At 71.0% G+C, this 25440-nt stretch carries 25 protein-coding genes and 1 tRNA gene; 10 read left to right on the top strand and 16 right to left on the bottom strand.

The features are described 5' to 3' along the window. Window positions 1–137: 137 nt before the first annotated feature. The 6 genes from ilvC to otsA all read right to left on the bottom strand — a co-directional run bounded on the left by ilvC (window position 138) and on the right by otsA (window position 7939). Window positions 138–1163 carry a ketol-acid reductoisomerase gene (gene ilvC / locus ABC270_RS12635; RefSeq protein WP_412881111.1) on the bottom strand — a complete coding sequence of 342 codons (1026 nt, stop codon included), beginning with the start codon at window positions 1161–1163 and terminating at the stop codon, window positions 138–140. A 95-nt stretch (window positions 1164–1258) separates the two neighbouring features. After that, entirely contained in the window at window positions 1259–1759 is a 501-nt protein-coding gene (gene ilvN / locus ABC270_RS12640) for an acetolactate synthase small subunit (protein WP_412881112.1), read from the bottom strand. Then, window positions 1756–3579 (bottom strand): acetolactate synthase large subunit, encoded by a 1824-nt coding sequence (locus ABC270_RS12645; RefSeq protein ID WP_412881113.1) that lies wholly within the window; start codon window positions 3577–3579, stop codon window positions 1756–1758. Before ABC270_RS12645 ends, ilvN begins: the two co-directional genes overlap by 4 nt. A 46-nt stretch (window positions 3580–3625) precedes the next feature. After that, a complete protein-coding gene (gene ilvD, locus ABC270_RS12650; RefSeq protein ID WP_412881114.1) occupies window positions 3626–5320 on the bottom strand; it encodes a dihydroxy-acid dehydratase in 1695 nt (564 codons plus the stop codon). 251 nt (window positions 5321–5571) lie between these two features. After that, a complete protein-coding gene (otsB, locus tag ABC270_RS12655; RefSeq protein ID WP_412881115.1) occupies window positions 5572–6354 on the bottom strand; it encodes a trehalose-phosphatase in 783 nt (260 codons plus the stop codon). Continuing rightward, on the bottom strand, window positions 6347–7939 hold the full coding sequence (otsA, locus tag ABC270_RS12660; RefSeq protein WP_412881116.1) for an alpha,alpha-trehalose-phosphate synthase (UDP-forming): 1593 nt from the start codon (window positions 7937–7939) through the stop codon (window positions 6347–6349). Before otsA ends, otsB begins: the two co-directional genes overlap by 8 nt. A 198-nt stretch (window positions 7940–8137) precedes the next feature. Here otsA and ABC270_RS12665 point away from each other — a divergent pair, with 198 nt between their 5' ends. Beyond that, complete coding sequence (locus ABC270_RS12665) at window positions 8138–10723, top strand: hypothetical protein (protein WP_412881117.1); 2586 nt, start codon at window positions 8138–8140, stop codon at window positions 10721–10723. Window positions 10724–10790: 67 nt separating this feature from the next. Then, entirely contained in the window at window positions 10791–11762 is a 972-nt protein-coding gene (locus tag ABC270_RS12670; RefSeq protein WP_412881118.1) for a magnesium transporter CorA family protein, read from the top strand. An 11-nt stretch (window positions 11763–11773) separates the two neighbouring features. Here ABC270_RS12670 and ABC270_RS12675 read toward each other — a convergent pair whose 3' ends face one another. After that, window positions 11774–12925: an SLC13 family permease gene (locus ABC270_RS12675; protein WP_412881119.1), complete on the bottom strand. Its 1152-nt coding sequence runs from the start codon at window positions 12923–12925 to the stop codon at window positions 11774–11776. Window positions 12926–13019: 94 nt separating this feature from the next. Here ABC270_RS12675 and ABC270_RS12680 point away from each other — a divergent pair, with 94 nt between their 5' ends. Further along, window positions 13020–13211, top strand: coding sequence for a hypothetical protein (locus ABC270_RS12680; protein ID WP_058725532.1), 192 nt, complete (start codon window positions 13020–13022; stop codon window positions 13209–13211). Window positions 13212–13294: 83 nt separating this feature from the next. Here ABC270_RS12680 and ABC270_RS12685 read toward each other — a convergent pair whose 3' ends face one another. Then, complete coding sequence (locus ABC270_RS12685; protein WP_412881120.1) at window positions 13295–14470, bottom strand: mechanosensitive ion channel family protein; 1176 nt, start codon at window positions 14468–14470, stop codon at window positions 13295–13297. A gap of 127 nt (window positions 14471–14597) precedes the next feature. Between ABC270_RS12685 and ABC270_RS12690 the strand changes: the two genes are divergently transcribed. Both ABC270_RS12690 and ABC270_RS12695 read left to right on the top strand, forming a co-directional pair. Next, entirely contained in the window at window positions 14598–16142 is a 1545-nt protein-coding gene (locus ABC270_RS12690; RefSeq protein ID WP_412881121.1) for an amino acid permease, read from the top strand. A 48-nt stretch (window positions 16143–16190) separates the two neighbouring features. Then, a complete protein-coding gene (locus ABC270_RS12695) occupies window positions 16191–16490 on the top strand; it encodes a hypothetical protein (protein WP_412881122.1) in 300 nt (99 codons plus the stop codon). A 43-nt stretch (window positions 16491–16533) separates the two neighbouring features. On the opposite strand, the gene ABC270_RS12700 is transcribed toward ABC270_RS12695, so the two are convergent. Further along, complete coding sequence (locus ABC270_RS12700) at window positions 16534–17451, bottom strand: aldo/keto reductase (protein WP_412881123.1); 918 nt, start codon at window positions 17449–17451, stop codon at window positions 16534–16536. Between the two features lie 74 nt (window positions 17452–17525). Here ABC270_RS12700 and ABC270_RS12705 point away from each other — a divergent pair, with 74 nt between their 5' ends. Further along, entirely contained in the window at window positions 17526–18101 is a 576-nt protein-coding gene (locus tag ABC270_RS12705; protein WP_412881124.1) for a TetR/AcrR family transcriptional regulator, read from the top strand. Window positions 18102–18165: 64 nt separating this feature from the next. Here the strand turns inward: ABC270_RS12705 and ABC270_RS12710 are convergent, their stop codons facing one another. The 4 genes from ABC270_RS12710 to ABC270_RS12725 all read right to left on the bottom strand — a co-directional run bounded on the left by ABC270_RS12710 (window position 18166) and on the right by ABC270_RS12725 (window position 20503). Next, window positions 18166–18378, bottom strand: a complete 213-nt coding sequence (locus ABC270_RS12710) for an SCO4848 family membrane protein (RefSeq protein WP_412881125.1) — start codon at window positions 18376–18378, stop codon at window positions 18166–18168. 178 nt (window positions 18379–18556) lie between these two features. Next, entirely contained in the window at window positions 18557–19483 is a 927-nt protein-coding gene (locus ABC270_RS12715; protein ID WP_412881126.1) for a hypothetical protein, read from the bottom strand. A gap of 118 nt (window positions 19484–19601) precedes the next feature. Next, window positions 19602–20063 carry a hypothetical protein gene (locus ABC270_RS12720; RefSeq protein ID WP_412881127.1) on the bottom strand — a complete coding sequence of 154 codons (462 nt, stop codon included), beginning with the start codon at window positions 20061–20063 and terminating at the stop codon, window positions 19602–19604. Beyond that, window positions 20060–20503, bottom strand: coding sequence for a hypothetical protein (locus ABC270_RS12725; protein ID WP_412881128.1), 444 nt, complete (start codon window positions 20501–20503; stop codon window positions 20060–20062). Before ABC270_RS12725 ends, ABC270_RS12720 begins: the two co-directional genes overlap by 4 nt. Before the next feature lie 65 nt (window positions 20504–20568). Between ABC270_RS12725 and ABC270_RS12730 the strand changes: the two genes are divergently transcribed. Then, window positions 20569–21219 carry an IMPACT family protein gene (locus tag ABC270_RS12730; protein ID WP_412881129.1) on the top strand — a complete coding sequence of 217 codons (651 nt, stop codon included), beginning with the start codon at window positions 20569–20571 and terminating at the stop codon, window positions 21217–21219. Window positions 21220–21315: 96 nt separating this feature from the next. Here ABC270_RS12730 and ABC270_RS12735 read toward each other — a convergent pair. Next, window positions 21316–21391: transfer RNA gene (locus ABC270_RS12735), tRNA-Lys, on the bottom strand. Between the two features lie 100 nt (window positions 21392–21491). Here ABC270_RS12735 and bcp point away from each other — a divergent pair. Beyond that, window positions 21492–21962, top strand: a complete 471-nt coding sequence (gene bcp, locus ABC270_RS12740) for a thioredoxin-dependent thiol peroxidase (protein ID WP_412881130.1) — start codon at window positions 21492–21494, stop codon at window positions 21960–21962. Between the two features lie 152 nt (window positions 21963–22114). Here bcp and ABC270_RS12745 read toward each other — a convergent pair whose 3' ends face one another. Continuing rightward, entirely contained in the window at window positions 22115–22546 is a 432-nt protein-coding gene (locus tag ABC270_RS12745) for a hypothetical protein (protein WP_412881131.1), read from the bottom strand. Between the two features lie 258 nt (window positions 22547–22804). Between ABC270_RS12745 and ABC270_RS12750 the strand changes: the two genes are divergently transcribed. Next, entirely contained in the window at window positions 22805–23053 is a 249-nt protein-coding gene (locus ABC270_RS12750; RefSeq protein WP_022904217.1) for a WhiB family transcriptional regulator, read from the top strand. A gap of 194 nt (window positions 23054–23247) precedes the next feature. Here ABC270_RS12750 and ABC270_RS12755 read toward each other — a convergent pair whose 3' ends face one another. Continuing rightward, window positions 23248–24753 carry a sensor histidine kinase gene (locus ABC270_RS12755; protein WP_412881132.1) on the bottom strand — a complete coding sequence of 502 codons (1506 nt, stop codon included), beginning with the start codon at window positions 24751–24753 and terminating at the stop codon, window positions 23248–23250. A gap of 116 nt (window positions 24754–24869) precedes the next feature. On the opposite strand from ABC270_RS12755, the gene ABC270_RS12760 reads away from it, so the two are divergent. Continuing rightward, complete coding sequence (locus ABC270_RS12760) at window positions 24870–25337, top strand: Rv3235 family protein (RefSeq protein ID WP_412881133.1); 468 nt, start codon at window positions 24870–24872, stop codon at window positions 25335–25337. Window positions 25338–25440 lie beyond the last annotated feature (103 nt).

Genomic DNA, 25440 nt, shown 5'->3' on the forward strand with positions numbered 1-25440 from the left:
CGGGCGCGGAGGCCCCGCGGACATGCCGATCTCCGGCGCCGGGGGTGGTGAAGAGCTGCTGCATAACGTTCGGGTCACATCGAGAGGCGGCGGTGCACGGTGCACCGCCGCCTCGTCGTCGAGTGGTCCTCGGAAGACTACCGCGCGGCCGAGCCGTCCACGTAGTCGGCGTCGTTCGACTTCCACGCGAACAGCGCACGGAGCTCGCGGCCCGTCGCCTCGATCGGGTGCCCCTCGCCCTTCGCGCGGAGCTCCTTGAACTCCGGTGCGCCGGCGTCCTGGTCCTCGATGAAGCGCTTGGCGAAGGTCCCGTCCTGGATGTCCTTCAGGACGGCCTTCATGTTCTCCTTGACCTCGGGCGAGATCACGCGGGGGCCGGAGACGTAGTCGCCGAACTCGGCCGTGTCGGAGATCGACCAGCGCTGCTTCGTGAGGCCGCCCTCCCAGATGAGGTCGACGATGAGCTTGAGCTCGTGCAGGACCTCGAAGTACGCGATCTGCGGCTGGTAGCCCGCCTCGGTGAGGGTCTCGAAGCCGTACTGGATGAGCTGCGAGGTGCCACCGCAGAGGACGGCCTGCTCGCCGAAGAGGTCGGTCTCGGTCTCCTCGGTGAAGGTCGTCTTGATGCCGCCGGAACGCAAGCCGCCGATGGCCTTCGAGTAGCTCCACGCGAGGTCCCAGGCGGAACCGGACGCATCGACCTCGACGGCGACGATCACGGGGACGCCACGGCCGGCCTCGTACTCACGGCGGACGGTGTGGCCGGGACCCTTCGGCGCGACGAGCGACACGTCGACGCCCTCGGGCGCCTCGATGTAGCCGTAACGGATGTTGAAGCCGTGACCGAAGACGAGCGTGGCGCCGTCCTTGAGGTTCGGCTTGATGTCCTCGGCGTAGACGATGCGCTGCACCTGGTCGGGAGCGAGGATGACGACGACGTCGGCCCAGGCGGTCGCGTCGGCCGGGGTCAGGACCTCGAAGCCGGCCTCTTCGGCCTTCTGGCGGCTCTTCGAGCCCTCCTTCAGGCCGATCTTCACCTCGACACCGCTGTCACGGAGGTTGAGGGCGTGGGCGTGGCCCTGTGAGCCGTAGCCGATGACGGCGACCTTCTTGCCCTGGATGAGCGTCAGGTCGGCGTCGGCGTCGTACACGATGTCAGTCACGAGGGTGTGTCTCCTTGGTTCTGGTGGTCTGGTGGTGCGGCCGGAGGCGCGTGGCGGGCTGGCCACGTGCCTCCTGGCCGGAAGTCGGGTGCGCGTCAGCGCACGCGGTCGGTGATGCTCTTCGGTCCGCGGCCCATGCCGAGGAGGCCTGCGCGGGCCAGCTCCTTGATGCCGTACGGCTCGAGCACCCGGAGGATGGCCTGGATCTTGCCGGGGTCGCCCGTCACCTCGACGACGAGCGAGTCGGTCGCCACGTCGACGACCTGTGCGCGGAAGAGGGTCACGGCCTCGAGCACGGCCGAGCGGGTCTGGTTGTCGACGCGGACCTTCACGAGCATGTGCTCGCGCTGGACCGACTGCGGGAAGTCGAGCTCGACGATCTTGATGACGTTGACGAGCTTGTTGAGCTGCTTGGTCACCTGCTCGAGCGGGAGGTCCTCGACGTCCACCACGACCGTGATGCGGGACAGCCCCTCGACCTCGGTGTTCCCCACCGCGAGCGACTCGATGTTGAAGCCGCGGCGGGCGAACAGACCGGCGACACGCGTCAGCAGACCCGGCTTGTCCTCGACGAGCAGGGAGAGGACGTGGCTCATGCGGGGTCTCCGGTCATGTCGGCGTCCTCGACGTCCCAGCTGGGCGCGTGGTCGCGGGCGTACTCGATCGAGGAGTTGCCGACACCCTGCGGGACCATCGGCCAGACCATCGAGTCACGGCTGACGACGAAGTCGATCACCACGGGGCGGTCGTTCGTCTCGAGGGCGAGCTGGATGGCGTCGTCGACCTGGTCGGCGCGCTCGACGCGGATGCCGAGGGCACCGTAGGCGTCGGCGAGCTTCACGAAGTCGGGCACCCGACGGGTCTGGTGACCGGTCTCGAGGTCCGTGAAGGAGTGCCGACCGTCGTAGAACAGCGTCTGCCACTGCCGCACCATGCCCAGCGACGAGTTGTTGATCACCGCGACCTTGATCGGGATGTCGTTGATGACGCAGGTCGCGAGCTCCTGGTTCGTCATCTGGAAGCATCCGTCGCCGTCGATCGCCCAGACCACGCGGTCCGGTTCGGCGACCTTCGCCCCCATCGCCGCGGGGACCGAGTAGCCCATGGTGCCGGCTCCGCCGGAGTTCAGCCACGCGTGCGGACGCTCGTACTGGATGAACTGCGCGGACCACATCTGGTGCTGCCCGACGCCGGAGGCGTAGATCGCCTCGGGACCGGTGAGCTCGCCGATGCGGCGGATGATCGCCTGCGGGGCCAGGAGCCCGTCGGTCGGCTCCGCGTACCCGAGCGGGAAGTCCTTCCGGAGCTGCTCGAGCTTCGTCCACCAGGCGGAGGTGTCCGCGCGGTCGGCGGCGGGGATGCCGCCCCACGCGTCGAGGAGGTCGGACAGGACCTCCTTCGCGTCGCCCACGATCGGGACGTCGGCGAAGCGGATCTTGGAGATCTCGGCAGGGTCGATGTCGACGTGGACGACCTTGGCGTGCGGCGCGAACTCGTCCGCCTTGCCGGTCACACGGTCGTCGAACCGGGCGCCGAGCGCGATGATGAGGTCGCTGTCCTGCAGACCGAGCACCGCCGGGACCGTTCCGTGCATGCCGGGCATGCCGAGGTGCTGCGGGTGCGAGTCCGGGAACGCGCCGCGGGCCATGAGCGTCGTGACGACCGGCGCGCCGGTGGCCTCGGCGAAGGCCTTGAGCTCGGCCGTGGCACCGGAGCGGACGACGCCGCCGCCGACGTACAGCACCGGACGCTCGGACTCGGCGAGCAGCTGCGCGGCGGCCGCGATCTGCTTGCCGTGCGCCTTGGTCACGGGGCGGTACCCGGGCAGGTCGATCTTCGGCGGCCAGACGTAGGGCGCCGACTTCTGCTGCGCGTCCTTCGTGATGTCGACGAGCACGGGACCCGGACGACCGGTCGTGGCGATCTGGTACGCCGCGGCCAGGGTCGCCGGGATGTCGGCGGGGTCGGTCACGAGGAACGAGTGCTTCGTGATCGGCATCGTGATGCCGACGATGTCGGCCTCCTGGAAGGCGTCCGTCCCCATCAGGGTCGAGAACACCTGCCCGGTGATGGCGATGAACGGCACCGAGTCCATGTAGGCGTCGGCGATGGCGGTGACGAGGTTCGTCGCGCCGGGGCCGGAGGTCGCGATGGCGACGCCGACCCTGCCCGACGCCGAGGCGTAGCCCTCGGCGGCGTGGCCGGCGCCCTGCTCGTGACGGACGAGGACGTGGCGGATCGTCGTGGACGCCATGAGCTCGTCGTAGAAGGGGATGATGGCGCCACCGGGCAGGCCGAAGACGTCGGTGATCCCGAGGTGCTCGAGCGTCCGGAGGACGGCTCCCGAGCCGGTCAGGACCTCCGGCGTCCGGCGTGCACCGGCGGCCGCGGACAGCGGAGTTGCTTCCGTGGGCATGAGGTGTTCCTTGCCTGGAGGGATGGCGGTGGTGCGGGTGTCGACGCTAGCCCGTGACCGCGCCCTTGGCGGCGGACTGGACGAGCTTCGCGAACTTCGCGAGGACTCCGCGGGTGTAACGCGGGGGCAGCGGGGCCCAGCCTGCTCGGCGGGCCTCCAGCTCGGCGTCGTCGACCAGTAGGTCGAGCGAGCGAGCCGCGATGTCGACACGGATGCGGTCGCCATCGCGCACGAAGGCGACTGGACCTGCGTCCACCGCTTCCGGTGCGATGTGGCCGATGCACAGGCCGGTTGTGCCGCCTGAGAATCGTCCGTCCGTCAACAGTAGTACATCCTTGCCGAGGCCAGCGCCCTTGATCGCGGCGGTGATCGCCAGCATCTCGCGCATGCCGGGGCCGCCCTTCGGGCCCTCGTAGCGGATGACGACGACGTCGCCCTTCTGGATCCGGCCCTCGGTGAGGGCGTCCATCGCCGCACGCTCGCGGTCGAACACGCGCGCCGGGCCCTCGAAGACGGCGGCGTCGAAACCCGCGGTCTTCACGACGGCGCCCTCGGGAGCGAACGAGCCCTGGAGGATCGTCAGGCCACCGGTGGCGTGGATCGGCTGGTCGAGCGGGCGGAACACCTTGCCGTCGACCGCAGGCGGGTCGATCTCGGCGAGGTTCTCGGCCATGGTCTTGCCCGTGACGGTCATGACGTCGCCGTGCAGCAGTCCGGCGTCGAGGAGCGCCTTCATGACGACGGGGATGCCGCCGTTCTTGTCGACGTCGTTCATCACGTACTGGCCGAACGGCTTCATGTCCGCGATGTGCGGGACCTTCGAGCCGATGCGGTTGAAGTCGTCGAGGGTGAGCTCGACCTCGGCCTCGTGCGCGATCGCGAGGAGGTGCAGCACGACGTTGGTCGAACCTCCGAGCGCCATCGCGACGGCGATCGCGTTCTCGAAGGCCTCCTTCGTGAGGATCTGACGCGCCGTGATGCCCTTGCGGAGCATGTTCACGACGGCCTCGCCCGAGCGGTGCGCGTAGTAGTCCCGGCGACGGTCGGCCGACGGCGGCGCGGCCGAACCCGGCAGCGACATGCCGAGGGCCTCGGCCACCGACGCCATCGTGTTGGCCGTGTACATGCCACCGCAGGCGCCCTCGCCCGGGACGATGGCGCACTCGATCTCCTTGAGCTCGGCCTCGGTGATCTTGCCCGCCTTGCACGCACCGACGCCCTCGAAGGAGTCGATGATCGTGACCTCCTTGAAGGAGCCGTCCGCCTGCTTGACGTAGCCCGGCATGACCGAACCCGCGTAGAGGAAGACGCTCGCGAGGTCGAGGCGCGCCGCGGCCATGAGCATGCCCGGGAGCGACTTGTCGCACCCGGCGAGCAGGACGGTGCCGTCGAGTCGCTCGGCCATCACGACGGTCTCGACGCTGTCGGCGATGACCTCGCGCGAGACGAGGGAGAAGTGCATGCCCTCGTGGCCCATCGAGATGCCGTCCGAGACGGAGACGGTGCCGAACTGCAGCGGGTACCCGCCCCCGGAGTGGACGCCTTCCTTGGCGCCCTGCGCGAGGCGGTCGAGGGACAGGTTGCAGGGGGTGATCTCGTTCCAGGAGGACGCGATCCCGATCTGCGGCTTCTCCCAGTCCTCGTCGCCCATGCCGACGGCCCGGAGCATCCCACGCGAGGTGGTGGCTTCGATCCCGTCGGTGACGACCCGGCTGCGCGGCTTCACGTCGATGTCAGGCATGGGGTGAGTCTAGGCGCAGTTGGGATACCAGCCGAGCAACAACATGCGTCCGCATGGTGTCAGGCCGCGGCCGCGCTGCCGCGCTGCCTGAGTCTCGGCCAGGCGGACACGTTCGTGGCTGGTGGGCCGCGAGAGTGTCCGCGGAGCCGAGTCTCGGGGTTCGGCCCGGCGGGAGGACAGTCGCGGGGCCGGCCTGGAGGCGCGGCGCGGGTCCGCCGGGCCGGTCGCGCCGATCAGACCCGTCGCGGTGGTCAGCGGGTCGCGCGTGCCCTGGCCAGCTGCTTGAGGACGTCGGTCAGGGCCGCCGGGTCGGCGACCCGGTACGCGGCGAGGGTGTCGCCCTCCCCCACCTTCACGCCGACGTCGCCCTCGCGCAGGACTCGGAAGCCGTCCTCGTCGGTGACGTCGTCACCGGCGAAGAACACCGCGTCCGCGCCCCGGAGCTCGCGGAGCCGGTCGATCGCGTCGCCCTTCGTGACGTGACGGACGGCGAACTCGAGGATGTCCTTGCCGCCGCGCTCGAGCACGGCGTCGTCGACCTCGTGGGCGACCCGGCTGGCCTCGGCATCGGCCGCCGCTGCCGTCTCGGCGTCGACGCCCCGGGTGTGCACGCCGACCCCGGCGGGCTTGTGCTCGATCCGGACGCCGGGCCAGCGGGTCGCGACCTCGTCGATCGCCGCACCGAGCCGCTGCACGCGGGCCGACTCGTCGTCGGTGAGGGCGTCCTCGTCGTGGCCGTCGACGCGCCACTCGACGCCGTGCGACCCGACGAGCGCCATGCCGTCCGGAGCGTGGGTGACCCGCGCGAGGCCGTCGAGCGAGCGGCCGGACACGAGGACCACCTCGGTGTCGCGCGCCCGCTGCAGGGTGAGCACGGCCGCCCAGGACCCGGGCAGCGCGCCGACCTCCGCCGGGTCGTCGGCGAAGGGCGCGAGGGTGCCGTCGAAGTCCAGGGCGACGATGAGTCGCGGCGCAGCCGCGAGCGTCTCGAGGGCCGACGACAGGGCGGACGGGTCGGTGACGGTGTCAGGCACCACGGACCTCCCGGGTGTCCTCGGCCGCACGCGCGGTCTGGGCGTCCTCGTCGAAGATCGACGTCGTGTCCTGCAGTTCCTCGACGTGCTCGTCACCCGGGTCCGCCGCGGACGGGTCGAGCTTCGCGCGGCTCGGCGCGTGCCGGTCGAGCGCTTCGAGGAAGGAGCGCGACCAGCGCGCCACGTCGTTCTCGCGGACCCGCTTGCGGAGCGCGCGCATGCGGGTGGAGCGCTCGCGCCGCGGCATCTCGATCGCGCGCTGGATCGAGTCCTTGAGTGCGCCGATGTCGTGCGGGTTGACGATGACGGCCTGCTTCAGCTCGTCGGCGGCCCCGGTGAACTCGGAGAGGATGAGGACGCCGTCGTTGTCGAAACGTGTCGCGATGTACTCCTTCGCGACGAGGTTCATGCCGTCGCGCAGCGCGGTGACGAGCATGACGTCGGCGGCCAGGTAGAGCGCCACCATCTCCTCGCGCGGGTACCCGTGGTGGAGATACGCGATCGGCTGGTGCCCGATGACGCCGAGGTCACCGTTGATGCGACCGACCGTGAGCTCGATCTCGTCGCGCAGCGCGGCGTACGTGTCGACCCGCTCGCGGCTCGGGCTGGCGACCTGGATGAGGGTGGCGTCCTCCACCGCGACGCGACCGTCCTCGACGAGCTCACCGAAGGCCTTGATGCGGTGCCGGATGCCCTTCGTGTAGTCGAGGCGGTCGACGCCGAGCAGCACTGTCCTCGGGTTGCCGAGGCTCGCCCGGATCTCGCGAGCGCGCTCCTGCACCTCCGGTCGGTGCGCGATCTCCTCGAACCCGGCGGCGTCGATCGAGATCGGGAAGTGTCGCGCCTCGACGTGGCGGACGGTGATGCCCTTGCGGCTCCGCGGTGCGGCCGGGTCGTCGACGGGGACGTCGATCGTCGAGCCCTTCGTCGTGTAGCCCTTGATGTGCCGGACCGCGCGGAGGAAGTCGCTCGCGTCGTCGTGCCGCTGGAAGCCGATGACGTCGGCACCGAGCAGGCCGTCGAGGATCTGGGCGCGCCACGGCAGTTGGGCGTAGATGCCCACGGGCGGGAACGGGATGTGGTTGAAGAACCCGATCGTCAGATCGGGGCGGAGTTCGCGGAGCAGGGCCGGCACGAGCTGCAGCTGGTAGTCCTGCACCCACACCACGCCGTCCTGCTCGACGATCCCGGCGATCTGGTCGGCGAAGCGCTGGTTGACCCGCTTGTAGGCGTTCCACCAGTCGCGGTGGTAGCTCGGGTGCTCGATGACGTCGTGGTAGAGCGGCCAGAGGGTGTCGTTGCTGAAGCCCTCGTAGTACTCCTCGACGTCCTCGGTGCTGAGCGGCACCGGGACGATGTGGATGCCGTCGTTGTCGAACGGGTCGACCTCGACGTCCGGCTGCCCGACCCACCCGACCCAGGCGCCGTCGTTCGCGCGCATGACCGGTTCCAGCGCGGTCACGAGGCCGCCGGGCGAGTGCCGCCAGCCCTCGTTGCCGTCCTCGTCCACGACGCGGTCCACCGGGAGGCGGTTCGACGCGACGACGAAGGCGTAGCGGGAGGGATCGGTGTCGTCAGCAGCCATGGGGTGGTGGTGTCTCCGTTCGACCGGGGCGGTGCACTCGGGACGTGGTGCACGTGGACGATGCCGAAGTTACCAGCGGGACGCCAGCGTATTCACGGCACCTCGGCAGGATGGATATGATGCTCCCTCGTGTCGGGGGGACACGAGGTGCCCACAGGGGTGGCGCCGGCCTCCCGGTCGGAAAGGACACCACCGCTCGTGAGCGACCACCCACCAGTCCCCCCGCAGCAGCCCGCTGGCGCACCGGCACCGGCACCGGCACCGGCACCGGCAGCGTCCGACGGGTTCGACCGACTCCTCCGCACGGTGCCCGGACGTGACTGGCTCGCCGCCGTGCTCGGCGCGGTCGGGGGCTGGGTCGCCGCCTACGTGGTCGCCGTGGTCTCGCTCCTGCTCACCGTCGCGGTCGCCGCGGCGGGTGGGTCCGGCGGCGGGTCGTCCGACCTCGGCTCGTCGAGCGGCCTCGGCGGCGGCTCCGGCTCGACCGTCCCCGACGTGCAGTCGCTCCTGTCCGGCGTGAGCGTCATCCTCGGCGCCCCCGCGCAGCTCGTGGTGCTCGCCGACCTCGGCCGACTCCACGGCTCGGGGTCGATCGGCCTGCTCGGCTCCGGTTCCGGCTCGCTCGGCGTCGTGCCGGCGGTCGTGCTCGCCGCGCAGGTCGTGCTCGCCGTCGTGCTGACCCGCCGGATCCGGTCGCGCGTGCTCGCGCTGCCGCAGCTCCTGCTCACGAGCGTCGTCAGCGGCCTCGTGCTCGTCGCACTGACGACCCTGACCGGCCTGGTCCTCGCGATCCGCTTCCCGGAGGTGGACGGCGCGACGATCGAGCCCGTGCACGGTGTCGGTCTCGGCAGCGTGCTCGGCTCCTTCCTGATCGGTGCCCTCAGCGCCCTCCTCGCCCGTCCGGCGCTGCTCGTCCGCGGGAACGTCCTCGTCGGCCGGGTCCTCGGCACGGTGCGCGTCGCGACCTCGCAGCTCGTCGTCCTCGTCGTCGTCGTGTCCGTGGTCGTCGTCGTCGTCGCGTTCGTCGCCCAGCCGTCGTGGGGCGCCGCACTCCCGCTGCTCGTGGGCAACGCGGGCGTCGTCCTGACCGCGCTCGGGTTCCTCGGGGGGATCGGCAGCGGCGGGCTCGGCCCGGCGAACAGCACCGCGACCGTCTTCGGCGGCGCCGGTGGGTGGAGCTGGCTCGTCGTGCTGCTCGTGCTCGTCACCGCGTTCGCCGCCGGGCTGGCGCTCGCCGTCCGCCGGAACGACCGCTCCCGCACCACGCTCGACTGGGTCGTGACGCCGGTCGTCTGGGCCCTCGGCGGCCTGGTGCTCCTCGTCCTCGGCACGCTCGTGGTGTCCTACCGTGTCAGCGGCGTGAGCACGGTCGGCGGTTCCGGCTCGGTCGGTGTCACCCCGTGGACGCCCGCCGTGTTCCTGCTCTGGGGTGCGGCGATCGAGGTCGTCGCCCGGTACGTCGCGCCGGTGCTGCTCCCCCGTCTCGGCGGCGGGGTGCTCCTGCGCACGGCGAAGCTCGTCGGCACCGACCCGCAGCCCGCGCCGGCCTGGGCCGTGCCCGCTGCCGGCGCGCCCGTCACGGGCGCACCCGTCGTCGACGGGCAGGTCGCCGGTGCGCAGGCCGACGCTCCGGCCGCGCCCGGGACGGACCAGCACGGCGCCGGCGCTGCGGCCGAGCAGACCCCCGTCGGCGGCGCGTGGTCCCAGGCGCCCGCCGTCGGTGCGCCCGGTGCCGGCGCCGCCGTCGGCGGACCCGGCGCGTCCGGCAACGGCGCCGTCGGTCCCCAGCCGTTCATCGGCGGGCAGGCACCCGCCCCGACCCCGCTGTCGCCGAAGGCCCGGAAGGTCCTCGTCCGCTCCCTCGTCGCCGCCGGCGTGGTCGTGGTGGTCGTCGTCGCCGGGGCCGTCACCACCGGGGTCCTCCGGTCGAACGTCTGGGGCCCCGCTCCGACGGCACGGAACTACGTCGAGGCCATCGCGCGCGGGGACGCCGACACCGCGTCCCGGATGACCGAGGCGCCGTCGAACGCGTCCATGCTCGACGCCGCCGTGCTGAAGAGCGCCGAGGACCGTCCGACGAACGTCCGCGTCGGGCGGGTGTCCACCTCGGGTGACACCGCGTACGCGACCGTCCGGTACCAGCAGGGCGGTTCGGACCGCTCGGGCGACATCACCCTGGAGCGCACCGGGACCTCGTTCCTCGTCAAGGACGAGTGGCGCGTGACGAAGCCGCTCGCCGACCGCGTGTCGATCTCGGCGAGCGACGTGCTCGAGGGTGCTGACGTGACGGTCGGCGGGAAGAAGGTCGGCACGATCGAGAACGGCGCGTTCGAGTCGCTCGCCTACCCCGGCAGCTACGAGGTCGAGGTCGGCGGGACGAAGTACTTCACCGGCGGCACGAAGACCGTGAAGGTCGGCGCCTCCGCCGCCCCGTACGTGTCCTTCCAGCCGACCGCGACGAAGGCGCTCGAGCGTGACGCCGAGCAGTACGTGTCGGACCTCATCGACAGCTGCGCCGAGAAGACCGACATCGGCTACGGTGACGGCTGCCCGTGGTACGGCCCGTACGACGCCGACGGCTCCGTGCAGTACACGGTGAAGTCGAAGCCCGAACTGACGGTCGAGTCGTCCGGCAGCGGCTACGTCGAGGTGAAGAGCACGAAGGACGGGCAGATCGCCTACTCCTACACGGACTTCTTCGGCGACGCCAAGAAGGGCGACGACAGCTTCGACGTCGACACCTACCTGAAGGTCGAGGACGGCAAGCTCGTATCCGCGTACTGAGCACACGCACACCACGGCGACGGCCGGTCCGGGACCCCCGGGCCGGCCGTCGCCGTACGCTGGGCCGATGGTCATGACGAGGGCGTGGCGGAACGGCACCGCAGCGGAACGCGACTTCCCGGTGGAGCGGGTCTCCGACCTCGTCGCCGAACCCGACACCTTCGTGTGGGTCGACCACACCGACCCCCGGCCGGAGGACCTCGCCGCCCTCGAGGAAGAGCTCGGGGTGCACGCGCTCGCGGTCGAGGACGCGCTCGAGGGCGGGCAGCGACCGAAGCTCGACCGCTACCGCGAGAGCCTGTTCCTCGTCGTCTACGACGTCTCCGGCCGGACCGACACCGGTGACCTCGTGACGCACGAGGTGAAGGCCTTCGTGACGAAGCGGGCACTCATCACGATCCACGGCGCCGAGGTCGACCTCCGCGACGTCGAGCACCGGCTCGAGGCGAACGCGGACATCGCCGACCACGGCGTCCCGTGGCTCATGTGGGCGCTGCTCGACACCGTGGTCGACCACGCCTCGGACGTCGTCGAGGACCTCGACCAGGCGGTCAGCGCGCTGGAGGACGACCTCTTCGAACACGGCAGCAGCCGGGAGCGCCAGATCCAGCGACGCTCCTTCGAGCTCCGGAAGCAGCTCGCCGTGCTCCGTCGGCTCGTCGTCCCGACCCGGGACAGCGTCACGTCGGTCCTGCACGGCGACGCCGAGCTCGTGGTCGACGGCATCCGGCCGTACTTCCGGGACGTGCAGGACCACCTGGTGACGATCGCGGACTCGGTCGAGCAGCTGCGCGAATCGGTCAGCAGCGTGCTCGACACGAACCTCGGCATCGCGTCGAACCACCAGAACGTCGTCATGAAGAAGGTCACCGGCTGGGCCGCCATCATCGCGATCCCGACCGCCATCACGGGCGCCTTCGGCATGAACGTGAAGTTCCCGGGCATGAGCCAGTGGAGCGGCCTCTTCTATGCGCTCGGACTCGTGGTGGTGTCCTCGCTCGTGCTCTACGGGGTCTTCAAGCGCAAGGACTGGCTCTAGCTCCTGACGACTCAGATCCGCAGCGCGAGCACCCCGGCGACGACCGTCAGCGGTGCGACGACGCACCCGAGCGCCATGTACCGTCCCCACGACAGGTGCACGCCCTCGGAGGCGAGCCGCGCGTGCCAGAGCAACGTCGCGAGGGACGCCCACGGGGTGATCAGGCACCCGGCGTTCACCCCGACCAGGAGCGCCGCGTACCGCAGCGCCTCGTGCCCGGCCGCCGGCTCGAGCACGAGGTACGCCGGCAGGTTGTCGATCGCGTTCGCCGCCACCGCACCCGCGCCACCGAGTGCGAGGAGCGAGCCCGTGCCGGTGCCGCCGGGCAGCGCGTCCACGATCGGGTCGGTGAGCCCCGTCGTGTGGAGCGTCTCGACGACGACGAAGAGTCCGGCCGCGAAGATGAGCGTCGACCACGGCACGCGCGAGATCCGGAGCTCGGACGGTGCCCGGAAGGCGGCCACGACGACGAGCAGCACGGCGGCGACGACCGCGGCGATCCACACCGTGACCCCGGCGGTCAGCGCGACGACGAGCGCGACGAGCACCGCCGACGCCGACCAGAAGAACACCGGGTCGGACGCCCGGCGGACCGAGACGGGCGTGTAGCGGCCGAAGAGCTTCCCGCGGAAGACGACGAGGAGCACCGCACACGGGATGACGACCCCGGCGAGCGCCGCCCACACCATCAGGCCCGCGAACGGGATCGGCCCGTCGAGTCCGATGCGATCCACGGCGAGCAGGTTCGTGAGGTTCGACACGGGCAGCAGGAGCGACGCGGTGTTCGCCAACCACACGGTGGTGAGCGCGAACGGCATCGGCGGCAGGCCCACGCGTCGGGCGAGCGTGATCACGATCGGCGTGAGGAGCACGGCCGTCGTGTCGATCGACAGGAACACGGTGCAGACCACGGCGAGCACGACGACCGCGGCCCAGAGGCCGATCGTCCGGCCGCCGCCGACGCGGGCGGCGAGGTCGGCGAGCCGGTCGAACACGCCGGCGTCCGCGGCGAGCTCGGCGACGATCGTGAGACCGAGCACGAAGCCCAGCACCGGCACGACACGGTCTGCGAGCTCGGCGAGGTCGGACAGGGGCAGGAGCCCGAGGGCGACGCACACGGCACCGACCACGAGCAGGACTCCGCCGATGACGGCCTGACGCACGCTGACTCCTCACGAGCACGCCGGCCCAGGGGTGACCGGCGGCGCTCCAATGTAGCGGCCGGTAGCGTTGACGGGACGACCAGAGGAGGAACCCGTGCGGAAGTTCATGTTCAGCGGTGCCGTGTGGAGCTCGATCATCAGCGGCTACAGCGTGGTGCAGACCACCCGCCAGGGTCCGCGCGACTGGCGCCTCGCGCTCACGTGGGTGGCGTGGCTCGCGACGACCATCGTCGCGATCGGCACGGTGGTCGAGGACGACCGCGCCGTGAAGGCGCGCCAACCGTAGGGCAGGCCCCGGTGGGTCGCGTCGCGACCACACGACGGACGGGAGGCACGTGGCGGGTCCGCCACGTGCCTCCCGTCCGTTCGTCAGCGCGGCGGTGGCACGTCCGAGGACCGGACGTCGGAGGTGCTGATCGGCCCGGTGAACATCGCGGCGCGCTCGTCGTGGTCGCCGCCGAAGAGCGCCGACGACGCGGCGGTCGACGCACCGCGTCGACGCGGCGCGGTGACGTCCTCCACCATGAGCACGCGCTGCACCGGCTGCGCGTCCGGGTGGGTGCGCTGGATCCAGGCGACGAGTTCCTCGCGGACGTAGCAGCGGAGGTCGAAGAGCGACGGGGCGTCGTGCGCGGTGACGAGCACGCGGACGTGCACGAAGCCCTGCACGGCGTCGGTGACCTGGAGGACCTGGACGCGGCGGTCCCACAGCTCGGTCCGCTCGAGGATCCGTTCGAGCTCGGCGCGCATGTCGCCGGGACGGACCCGCCAGTCGAGGTCGAACTCGACGGCACCGAGCAGTTCGCTGTTCGTGCGGGTCCAGTTCTCGAACGGGGTGCTCGTGAAGTACGTCGACGGGAGCACGAACCGGCGGTCGTCCCAGAGGTGCACGACGACGTAGGTCAGGGTGATCTCCTCGATCCTCCCCCACTGCTGCTCGACCACGACGACGTCGTCGACGCGGATGGAGCCGGAGAAGGCGAGCTGCATGCCGGCGAACACGTTGCCGAGCGTCGACTGGGCCGCGAGACCGGCGATGACCGAGATGAGTCCGGCGGACGCGAGGACGCTCGCGCCGGCGGCCTCGACGCCCGGGAAGGTCAGGAGGATCGCTCCGACGGCGATGATGACGAGCACCGCGACGGTGAGTCGGCGCAGCACGAGCACCTGGGTCTTCACCCGGCGGGCGACACGGTTGTCGGGCACGTCGGTGCGGTAGCGGTGCAGGCCGAGGCTCTCGAGGAAGATCGCGACCTCGCAGGCGAGCCAGCAGCCGGTGCCGATCACGGCGATGAGGAAGACGTGCGAGACCTCGTCGCGCCACGGGTATGCGCGGGTGTCCGGGACGCTGGTCGCAAAGGCCGTCCAGAGGAGGGCGAGGAGCAGCACGGTGCGGAACGGGTGCTTCGTGCGGCGGGAGAGGACGGACGCCCAGCGTTCCCGTCGGGCGAGGGAGCGGAGGACGAGGTGGGTGACGAGCGCCGCGACGGCCGTGACGAGCAGGGCGAACCCGACCGCGACGAGGAGTCGGAGGAGGATGTCCATCCCTCCATGCAACCAAGTCGTCGACCCGCACGGTCCAGCCGGACAGGACGGCCTCGGCGGACCGGCTCCGGGCGTCGCCGCGGGTTGTGTGCCACCCCGGGTCGCTCACACCTGTAGCGTGTCGCGCATGACAGCGCAGAACGACACGGGAGCCCGTCGCGCCCCCGCGCAGGACTTCTCGCACGAGCAGGAGGGCTACCAGCACGGTCTGAAGCCCCGGCAGTTGCAGATGATCGCGATCGGTGGAGCGATCGGTACCGGGCTCTTCCTCGGTGCCGGTGGACGGCTGAACTCGGCGGGTCCCGCGCTCGCCATCACGTACCTGGTGGCCGGCGTCTTCGCGTTCTTCATCCTCCGTGCCCTCGGCGAGCTCGTGCTGCACCGCCCCTCCTCGGGGTCGTTCATCTCGTACGCGCGCGAGTTCTACGGCGAGAAGTTCGCGTACGCCGCCGGCTGGATGTACTTCCTCAACTGGGCGATGACCTCGATCGTCGACACCACCGCGGTCGCGCTCTACATGCAGTACTGGAAGCCGTTCACCTCGGCGCCGCAGTGGCTCATGGCACTCATCGCCCTCGTCGTCGTCCTCGCGGCCAACCTCGTCGCGGTCAAGGTCTTCGGTGAGCTCGAGTTCTGGTTCGCGCTCATCAAGGTCGCCGCCCTCGTCGCGTTCCTCGTCGTCGCGCTGGTGTGGCTCATCTTCGCCTTCCCCGTCGAGACCGGCGGGCAGGCGGTGCAGACCGGCTTCTCGATCCTGCAGAACAACGACGGGGTGTTCCCGAACGGCCTGTTGCCCGCGGTGCTCGTGATCCAGGGCGTCGTGTTCGCGTACGCCGCGATCGAGCTCGTCGGGACGGCTTCGGGCGAGACGCAGGACACCGAGAAGGTCATCCCGCGCGCCATCAACTCGGTCGTGTTCCGCATCGCGGTGTTCTACGTCGGCTCGGTCGTGCTGCTGTCGCTCCTGCTGCCCTACACCTCCTACAAGGAGGGCGAGAGCCCCTTCGTGACGTTCTTCTCGTCGATCGGCAACCCCCAGGTCGGGACCGTCGTCGGGTCGATCATGAACTTCGTCGTGCTCACGGCGGCGCTGTCCTCGCTGAACGCCGGCCTCTACTCGACCGGCCGCGCGCTGCACTCGATGGGCATGAACGGGTCCGCACCGAAGTGGACCACGAAGATGTCGCGCGGCGGCGTCCCGTACGCGGGCATCCTGCTCACGGCGGGCTTCACCGTCGTCGGTGTCGTGCTCAACTACTTCGTCCCGAAGCAGGCGTTCGAGATCGCCCTCAACGTGGCGAGCCTCGGCATCATCACGGCGTGGGGCACGATCATCCTCTGCCAGATGAAGCTGCGGAGCTGGGCGAAGCAAGGGCTCGCGAAGGAACCGACCTTCCGCCTGCCGGGCGCGCCGGTCACGGCGTGGCTGACCCTGGCGTTCCTCGCCTCGGTCATCGTGCTCATGGCCATCGACTGGCCCGTCGGCACGTTCACGATCGCGTCGCTCGTGATCATCATCCCGCTGCTCGTCGTCGGCTGGTTCCTGCAGCGTGATCGCATCCTCCGCATCGCGGCCCTGCGGGAGGGCGTGACCGGGCCCTTCCCGATCGGTGTCCGCGACCCCGCCAACCAGATCCGTCGTGACGGGGAGGACGAGCCGCGCACCGAGTGACGGGACTTCCGGAGTGACGGGTCCGGCGTCCGCCGGTAGCATCGGCGGGTGCCGGACCCGTCGCTCATCCCCTCGCTCGACCTGCAGTTGACCTGGCGTGGCGTCTTCGGCCGCGTCCGCTTCTTCGACGGTCGCGTCACCGCCGAGACCAGCTACGAGCGGTCCGGTCGGACCGAGGTCCCGATGGCGTCCGTGCGCGGCTGGCGGATCGAGCCGTGCGACTTCGACGCGGTGTGCGTCGAGTTCGTCACCGATGACGACACCTACCGGGTGTTGCTCGACACCACGGACGAACGGGTGACCGACCACGCGCTCCGACGGGTGCTCGGCCCCCCGCTGGCCGACTGAGCCGACCCAGTCGGCCGCGCCGGCACGACGCCTCGTGCGCGCGTCACGCCGTCGACGCTGCATCTCCGATCCGCGCGGCATCGAGCGCCGTCGACCACTCACCGAGGTCGACCGTCGCCGACGCCACGTTCTCCCGCAGGTGCACGTCGCTCGTCGTCCCGGGGATGAGCAGCACGTCGCCGCCCTGCTGAAGCAGCCACGCCAGCCCGACCTGGGCCGGTGTCACCCCGAGCGCCGCGGCGGCTTCCTGCACCACGGGCTGCTCGGTGACCTTCGGCGAGCCGGGGAACGCGCCGCCGAGCGGGAAGTACGGCACCCACGCCACCCCGTGCGCGCGGCAGGTGTCGAACACCACGCCGTGGTGCCGGTCGACGAGCGAGTACGCGTTCTGCACGCACGCGATCCCGGCGGGGAGTGCACGTCGCAGGACCTCGTCGGTGACGGCACTCATGCCGATCGCGCCGATGAGTCCCTCGTCGCGCAGGGCGGTCAGCACGGCGAGCTGGTCGTCGAGGTCGACGAGCTGGTCCCCCTCGGCGACGAGGCCCGGCCCGACGTCCGCGCGCCGGAGGTTCACCACGTCGAGCCGTTCGCGGTCGAGGTGCCGGAGGTTCTCCTGCACCTGCTGCCGCAGCTCGTCCGGGCGCTGGGCGAGGGCCAGCGGAACGTCACCGTCGACGCGGCGAGCGCCGACCTTCGTGACCACCAGGACGTCCTCGGACCGTCCGAACGCTCGCCGGACGACGTCGTTCGCCACACCGTCCCCGTAGAAGTCCGCCGTGTCGACGTGGTCCACGCCGAGGTCTCGGGCGGTGCGCAACAGTGCTGCGCCGGCTGCGCGGTCCTCGGCGAAGTGTTCGAGCGCCATCGCGCCGTAGCCCACGCGCGCGACCGACCGGTCCCCCAACCAGCCCCGTGCTGCGTCGTGTCGCCCTGCTGCTGCTCCTGCTGTCGTGTGCATGGTCGCCTCCGGTACCATCATCCGAAGCGGAGGGCCCTCCGCTGATCTCCACTGTAACCGGAGGACCCTCCGTCTTGTCCAGCCCCCCTCCGTCACGTCGCCCCCGAGCGGACGCCGCCCGCAACCGAGAGCGGCTCGTCGCGGCTGCGCGCACGGCGTTCGCGAGCGGGACGGACGAACCGTCGCTCGAGGCCGTCGCGCGCGCGGCCGGGGTCGGCATCGGCACGCTCTACCGGCACTTCCCGACCCGACAGGACCTCGTGGCGGCCGTGTACGGCTCCGAGCTCGACGCGGTGCTCGCGGGCGTCGACGACCTGCTCGCCGAGCACGACGGGCGACGGGCACTCCGGACCTTCGCGTCGCAGTACGCGTCCTTCGTGGCGACGAAGCGCGAGATGGCCGAGGTCGTCCGGACCACCGCCATCCGCGCGGCCGCCGAGACCGTGCAGACCCGCGAGCGGGTGAACGCCGCGATCGCGAGGTTCCTCGAGCAGGGCGCGGCCGACGGCAGCCTGCGTGACGACCTCCGCGCGGACGACGTCACGGCCGCGCTCGTCGGTGTCCTGCTCGGGGCTCGGGACCGGGAGAGCGACCCCGAGCAGGTCGACCGGGTGCTCGACATCGTCGTCGCGGGGCTCGCCCGCGACTGATCGCGGCGACGAGTGCCGTCCGGACGCGCTCGTGCGACGGACGGGACACGGCGCCGACCGGCGGTCAGACCAGCAGGAGGATGCCCGCGACGACGGAGGCGACGGCGATCACCAGGGCGATCACCACCAGGACGAAGTGCACGCGCCAGAACGTCGTCGGCTTGCCGGCTGCGTCGCGCGCCCGCGGGTCCTTCGCGACCCGCTGGAAGAAGCGCGGCCAGGCGACGACGTTGAACACGGCGCCGATGAACAGGACGAGGGCGGCGAAGACGAGCACCCGCCGATCGTACCGGCTCCGGCCGTCGCACCAGGTGGTGCTGATCGGTCGGCTGGTGCTGCCGTGCCCGCTGGCGCTGTGCCGGCCGACGGGGCTCGGCCGCCCCCAACGCGGTCGAGACCCACCGGTCTGTAGCAATTGCTACAGACCCTACACGGCGGGTCGGCCACCGTCGACCTCAGGCCGGGTCGAGCGCTCCCTCAGCGGCGGCGAGGACCGCACGCTCCTCCTGGCTCAGCACCGTCCGGCTGGCGCGCGCCCCGTCGTTGATCTCCACGATGGTGCGGCTCAGCCGGGTCTCCGGGTCGGCGGTCTCGGGGTACGCGTTGTCCGTCCCGATCCGGTCGTGCAGCGGCTGCAGGCTCCGGATCGCCCGCTCCACCGTGCGCGTCCGACGGGCACGCCAGACCTGGTGCCCGATCACGAGCAGGAGCATCCCGGACGCGACGCAGAGCACGGCGCCGGGCGTGGTGACGTCGTACGGCAGCGCCAGCGACCGGGTCGTCGCGAGGTCCCCGCCGAGGTGCGCGACGTCCATCACGACGACCACGACCATGCGGACCACGCCGAGCGCCCCGCCGAGCACGAGCACCCAGAGGCCGATCCGGTCGACCAGCCCGCGGGCCTCGCGGAGCCGGAGCAGGCAGATCAGCCCGGTCGCACCGAGTGCCACGCCGAGGTACGCCGTCTGCGCGACGGAGTAGACCACGGCGGCACCCTGCGCGCCGGCGTCGAGCATGAAGGTCGTCGTGGTCGGCGGTTTGTCGAGCACGACGAAGGCCGTCACCACGACGACGAGCACCACCGCGAACACGACCACGATCGCGGTCCGGAGCCAGCCCCGACCGAACCCGACGGCCTTCGCGACGCCCCACAGCAGCGTGCTGGTCCCCGCCACCATGAGGCAGTCGCTCACCACCGTGACGAGGTTGAACCCGCCGAACAGCGGGTCGACCCACCGGTAGAACGGGTCGACGTTCGTCACGATCGTCGCCGCGAAGAGGAGGAACGTCACGGCGAGGGTGCGGTCTTGCCGCCGCTGCAGGACGAACAGCACGACCGTGCCGGCGACGAGCAGGAAGGCCTGGGCGACGGCCAGGATCACCGCGGCTCCCCGACGAGCCGGTCCGCACCCGCGTGCGGATCGGCACCCGCGTGCGGGCCGGCATTCGGGAGCCGGTCGGCACCCGCGTCCGGGCCGGCACCCGCGTGCGGGCCGGCACTCACCCGAAGACCCCGCGGAAGTCGCTCGGACGGGCCCGGGCGGCACGGATCCTCTGCGCCAGCCGGTCGGCGAACAGCTCGGCCTCGCGTTCGAACCGGTTGTCGAACAACCCGCGTGCCATCGCCCGCTCGACCTTGTACTCCGGCAGGTCCGGGATGACGTCGCGGATGTACGCCGACTGCGCCTGGGCCTCCTGGTGCCGGTGCAGGACGTGACCGAGCTCGTGCCCGATGACGAACGACCGGAACGTCCGCGACGGCGTCGGCGAGATCATCACGAGGTGCTGGTGCTCGAGCGTCGCGACGAAGCCGCACACGGGCTCCTCCGCGAGGAACGCCTCTTCACGGACGACGACGGGCTTCCCGACGATGGCTGCCGCCGCGGCGACGGCATCGTCGACGTCCGACCAGCCCTCGACGTCCGCACGCGCCCAGAACGCCTCGACGAGGTCGGTGGTCACGCGACGCTCCCCCGCTGCGACTCCTCCTCGAGCACCTCGGCGATCCGCCGCAGCGCCTCGGCCGAGAGCTCCCCCGGGAACGTCCGGGCCGCGAAGCCGCTCACCCTCGCCGAGCGCAGCGATCGGACGAGCGCGAGCTGCGCGCTGATCCGCTCCGGCACGGCGCTGTCCTCGAGGAGGAACCGCTCGTCGACCTCGAAGAACCCGGCGAGCAGACGCAGCAGACCGGAGTCGCGGTTGCGCCGTCCGTCACCGGAGAGCATGTAAGTCCACTTCGCTCGGGACAGCGACCCACCGTGGGTGGCGACGTACTCCTCCACCGCCGCGAACGGCACGGGGGCGCCGCGCTGCGACTCCTCGAAGTCGAGGAGCAGGTTGAGCCGCCGGGCGAGCTCCGCAGCGTCGAGGGCGCCGCCCCGGTCGTCGACGATGTGGTCCATGTCGATCGGACTCCTCCCCAGTCGCCAGCAGTGCAGGACATGGTAGCGCCGGTAGCCTCGTTCCGGTGAGCGCGCTCCTCCCCTCCACGATCGCCGAACCCGTCGAGCACGAGGTCGTCGTCACGCGGTCGCGCTTCATCACCACCGTCGCACCCGTGTCGGACGTCGCGGGTGCGGACCGGGTCATCGCGGACGTACGGAAGCGGCACTGGGACGCTCGCCACCACTGCACGGCGATGGTGACGGGCGTCCTCGGCGACCAGGCACGCTCGTCCGACGACGGTGAACCGAGCGGCACCGCCGGGGTCCCGATGCTCGAGGTCCTGCGCCGTCGTGGTCTCACCGACCTGGTCGCCGTCGTCACGCGGTACTTCGGCGGGGTGAAGCTCGGGGCCGGCGGACTCGTCCGCGCGTACTCGACCTCGGTGGCGGAGACCCTCGACCGCGCGGTCCTCGTGCCGCGACGGCCCCTGACGCGCGCGACGGTCGCCGTCCCGCACGCCGAGGCCGGGCGGATCGACAACGTGCTCCGCGACTGGGTCCGGCACCACGACGCGGTCCTCGGCGAGCCGTCGTACGGCATCGCGGCATCGTTCGAGCTGTGGGTCCCCGCCGCCGAGCGCGAGCGACTCCGAGCGGACCTCGCCGCGGCGTCGGCGGGTGCCGTCGACGCGTCCTTCGGCGAGGAGCGGATCGTCGACGTCCGCCCGGAGTGATCTCGGCGCCGCAGCACCACCCGGGCGTGTCGTCGTTCCCTGACGTCCGCCCTCGGGAACGACGAAGGCCCCGGTCCTGTCGGACCGGGGCCTTGCTGGTGCACCCCCTGGGACTTGAACCCAGAACCCACTGATTAAGAGTCAGTTGCTCTGCCAATTGAGCTAGAGGTGCGTTCGCTGCGTTCCGTTTCACCGTCCTGCAACGGGAAACAACAATAGCATGGCTCGCGGGTGCTCACGACCACCGGGCACCTCGATCGAACAGGAGCACCATGACCGACCGTCTCGCCGCCGGCGACACCGCCCCCGACTTCACCCTCCCGGACCAGGACGGCACGGAGCACACGCTGTCCGACCTCCGCGGGAAGAAGGTCATCGTGTACTTCTACCCGGCAGCCTCCACACCCGGCTGCACGACCGAGGCATGCGACTTCCGCGACAACATGTCTTCGCTGCAGGCGGCCGGGTACGAGGTCCTCGGCGTCTCGAAGGACGAGCTGCCGGCGCTGCAGCAGTTCCACCACGAGCAGGCACTCACCTTCCCGCTGCTGAGCGACCCCGACCTCGCCGTGCACAAGGCGTACGGCGCGTGGGGTGAGAAGAACAACTACGGGAAGATCGTCACCGGCACGATCCGGTCCACGATCGTCGTCGACGAGGACGGCACCGTGCAGCTCCCGCTCTACAACGTCAAGGCCACCGGCCACGTGGCCAGCCTGCGGAAGAAGCTCGGCCTGGTCTGATCGCCGGAGCGCACGCACTGGAGGCCCGGTGCCGGTCCACGAGACCGGCACCGGGCCTCCCGTCAGTTGCGTCGGCCGGCGCGAGCGCCAGCGTGGGTCAGTGGGCGTCGGCGTCCTGCCGGCGTCGGCGGGCGTGGGCGTCCCGCCGCGCGTCACTCGCCGTCGGCGTCCTGCCGGACGAGGGCAGCCGTGACCGGCCGCGAGAGCACCAGCGTGATCGCGAGCAGCGCGGGGATGAGCAGCAGCCACCCGAACCAGGCGACGCGGAAGACGCCTTGGAACGCACCGATCGCGAGCGCGCCCTGCATCACCTGCCAGACGATGATCCCGGAGCGCACCCACGGACGGCGGTTCCGCAGCCCGACGAAGAGCGCGCCGAGCCAGAGCGCCGCGATCGCCGTGAGGATCGTCAGCGCGATCCCGGAGGCGAGGCTCGTGGCCGGGGAGGTCACCAGTTCGACGAGGAGCCACACCGTGACACCGGCCAGTGCGAGGAACTCGAGGCCGAGCACGACCTGCAGCACGGTGAACGCGGGCGACCGCTGTCCGGGGTCCGCGGACTCGGCGGGTGTGGTGTCGTGCACAGCGATCCTCCAGCGTCGGAACCCTTGATTTGCCCCTACCAGTATGGAACGATATTCGAGGTCGTTCGGACGGCACGATGTGGTGTGCGTCTCCCGTGGTTCGACGCTCCTCCCCCGAGCGTTCAGCGGGCTTCAGACTCGCTTCCAGCGGATCCCTCCCCCACAGGGTGTCCCCTCATGCTCAGCATGCCCAGCGTTCCGATCCCCGAACCACGTCCACGGCTGCCGTTCGAGCATCGACATCAAGGAGCACCACACATGGACTGGCGTGACCAGGCTGCCTGCCTCACCGCGGACCCCGAGCTCTTCTTCCCGGTCGGGAACACCGGCCCCGCAGTGGACCAGATCGAGAAGGCGAAGTCCGTCTGCGCCCGCTGCACCGTCACCGAGATGTGCCTGCAGTACGCCCTCGAGAACAACCAGGACTCGGGCGTCTGGGGCGGCCTCAGCGAGGACGAGCGTCGTGCGCTGAAGCGCCGCGCCGCCCGCGCCCGCCGCGCTTCCTGACGCAGCAGCACCCGCACGACGAAGCCCGCCACCCCGATCGGGGCGGCGGGCTTCGTCGTGTGCGGCCGAGGTGCTGGACGGGGCGCGGTACCCGATGCGTCGCGGGTCTGCACAACCAAAGTCGATCGGCAACACGGTTTCCCGTGGTGCCGATCACCTTTGGTTGTGCGAACGCCACGGGCGCCGACGCAGGGCTACGCCGCGGGCGCTGCCGTCAGCCAGCGGAACGGGATCGAGATGCCGACCTCGGTGCCGCTGCCGGTGAGGGTGTGCCAGTCGATCGTGCCGCCGAGTTCCCCCTGGATGAGCGTCCGGACGATCTGGGTCCCGAGGCCCGACCCGACCTTGCCCTCCGGTAGCCCTCGGCCGTTGTCGCGCACCTGGATCTCGAGGTGGTCGTCGTGGCGGTCGGCAACGATCTCGACCTCGCCGTCGCGGCCGTCCAGCCCGTGCTCGACGGCGTTCGTCACGAGTTCGGTGAGGCCCAGCGCGAGCGGGGTCGCCGCCTCCGAGGGCAGGACGCCGAACTCGCCGGTCTTCTTCGGGCGGACGGTGGTGTTGTGGGACGCCGCGACCTCGGTCACGAGCTTCAGCACGGAGTCGAAGACCTGGTCGAAGTCGACGTTCTGGCTCAGCCCCGTCGAGAGGGTGTCGTGCACGACCGCGATCGCCGCGACCCGGCGCATGGCGTTCTGCAGTGAGGTGCGGGCTTCCTCCGAGTGGGTGCGCCGCGCCTGGATGCGGAGCAGCGACGCGACCGTCTGGAGGTTGTTCTTCACGCGGTGGTGGATCTCGCGGATCGTCGCGTCCTTGGTGATGAGCTCACGCTCCTGGTGACGCAGCTCGGAGACGTCCCGGCAGAGGACGATCGCGCCGATGCGCTCTCCGTGGTCGCGGAGCGGGATCGAACGCAGGGACACCGTGACGCCCTTCGCCTCGACGTCTGCTCGCCACGGTGCCCGACCGGTGACGACCAGCGGCAGTGACTCGTCGACGTCGAGCTTCGAACCGATGAGCTCGGTCGTCACCTCGGCCAGGGACTTCCGCTCGAGCTCCCCCTCGAAGCCCATGCGGTTGAAGGCGCTCAGGCCGTTCGGGCTCGCGAAGGTGACGATGCCGTTCGTGTCGAGGCGCAGGAGCCCGTCGCTCGCACGTGGCGCACCCCGTCGCGGGCCGGCCGGTGCGCCGAGGTCCGGGAAGTCGCCCGTGGCGATCATCCCGAAGAGGTCGTTCGCACTCGCGGTGAAGTTGAGCTCCTGGCGGCTCGGCGTCCGCATCTCGTCCTGGTTCGAGTGTCGCGTGACGACGGCGATCGGACGGTCGGTGGTCTCCGCACTGTTCGCCGAGAGCCGGCGGAGCACCGGGATGGCACGCACCCGGGTCGGGGTGTCCTCGTACCAGTCCGGCTCGGCGGAGTCGACGACACGGCTGCCGACGAAGCACTCCGTCACCTGTTCGCGCCACTCCTCCCGGATCTCCTGCCCGACGATGTCGCGGTAGAAGAGCGTCGCGGCCGAGCTCGGACGTGCGTGCGCGACGGCGACGAACGAACCGTCCTCCGCCGTGGGGACCCAGAGCACCATGTCGGCGAACGAGAGGTCGGCGAGCAGCTGCCAGTCCCCGACCAGCAGGTGGAGCCACTCCACGTCGGCTTCGGAGGAACGGCCTTGCGCGAGGACGAGGTCACTGAGGGTCGACACGTGCCAAGTCTAGGTGCCCCCTTGTGTGCACAACTGCGCGTTGTCCACAGGCCTCGATGCTTCGGTATTTCGAATGTTGCACTCATCATACGCTCGGCCCGACGGAAGGGGCCGGGGTGGCGCACGGAGCAGTACGACCAGGAGACGACGGGGCTGAGCAGGGTTCGATCCCGCCGCCACCGGCGCTCCACGCGGTCCCGGACGATGTCGGGACACCGCTCCCGGGGACGACCGAGCCGGCGGCGCTCCCCGATCCCGAGGAGACAGCGCGGGCGCTCGCACTGTGCGTGGTCGAGATCCTCAGCGGCGCGCGTGAGGTCGACAGCATCGCGCGCTGGATCACCGAGGACGTGCACCGGCACCTCCAGCAGCGCGCCGCGGTCGCCGCCCGGGCCCGGTCCGCGACGCGGCGCTCACTCCGTCGCCCCGTGCTCCGGGCCGAGCGCGTGGTGCGCTGCTCCCCCGCAGACGGCGTCGTCGAGGCCACGGTGGTCGTGCACGGCCGCAGCCACGCCCGTGCCGTCGCGATCCGGCTCGAGGTGCGGAACGGTCGCTGGCGCGCGACCGCGGTGGGCGTGCTCTGACCGCGCAGCCTCCCGCCGGCGCCGCGCGGGTCTCGTGATCAGCGGCGTGCCTCGCGCCGGGGAGCACGAGATCCGTCGTGCAGGACGACACTCGTGGTGCCCG

This window comes from Curtobacterium phoenicis (assembly GCF_047238015.1).
Classification (GTDB): domain Bacteria; phylum Actinomycetota; class Actinomycetes; order Actinomycetales; family Microbacteriaceae; genus Curtobacterium.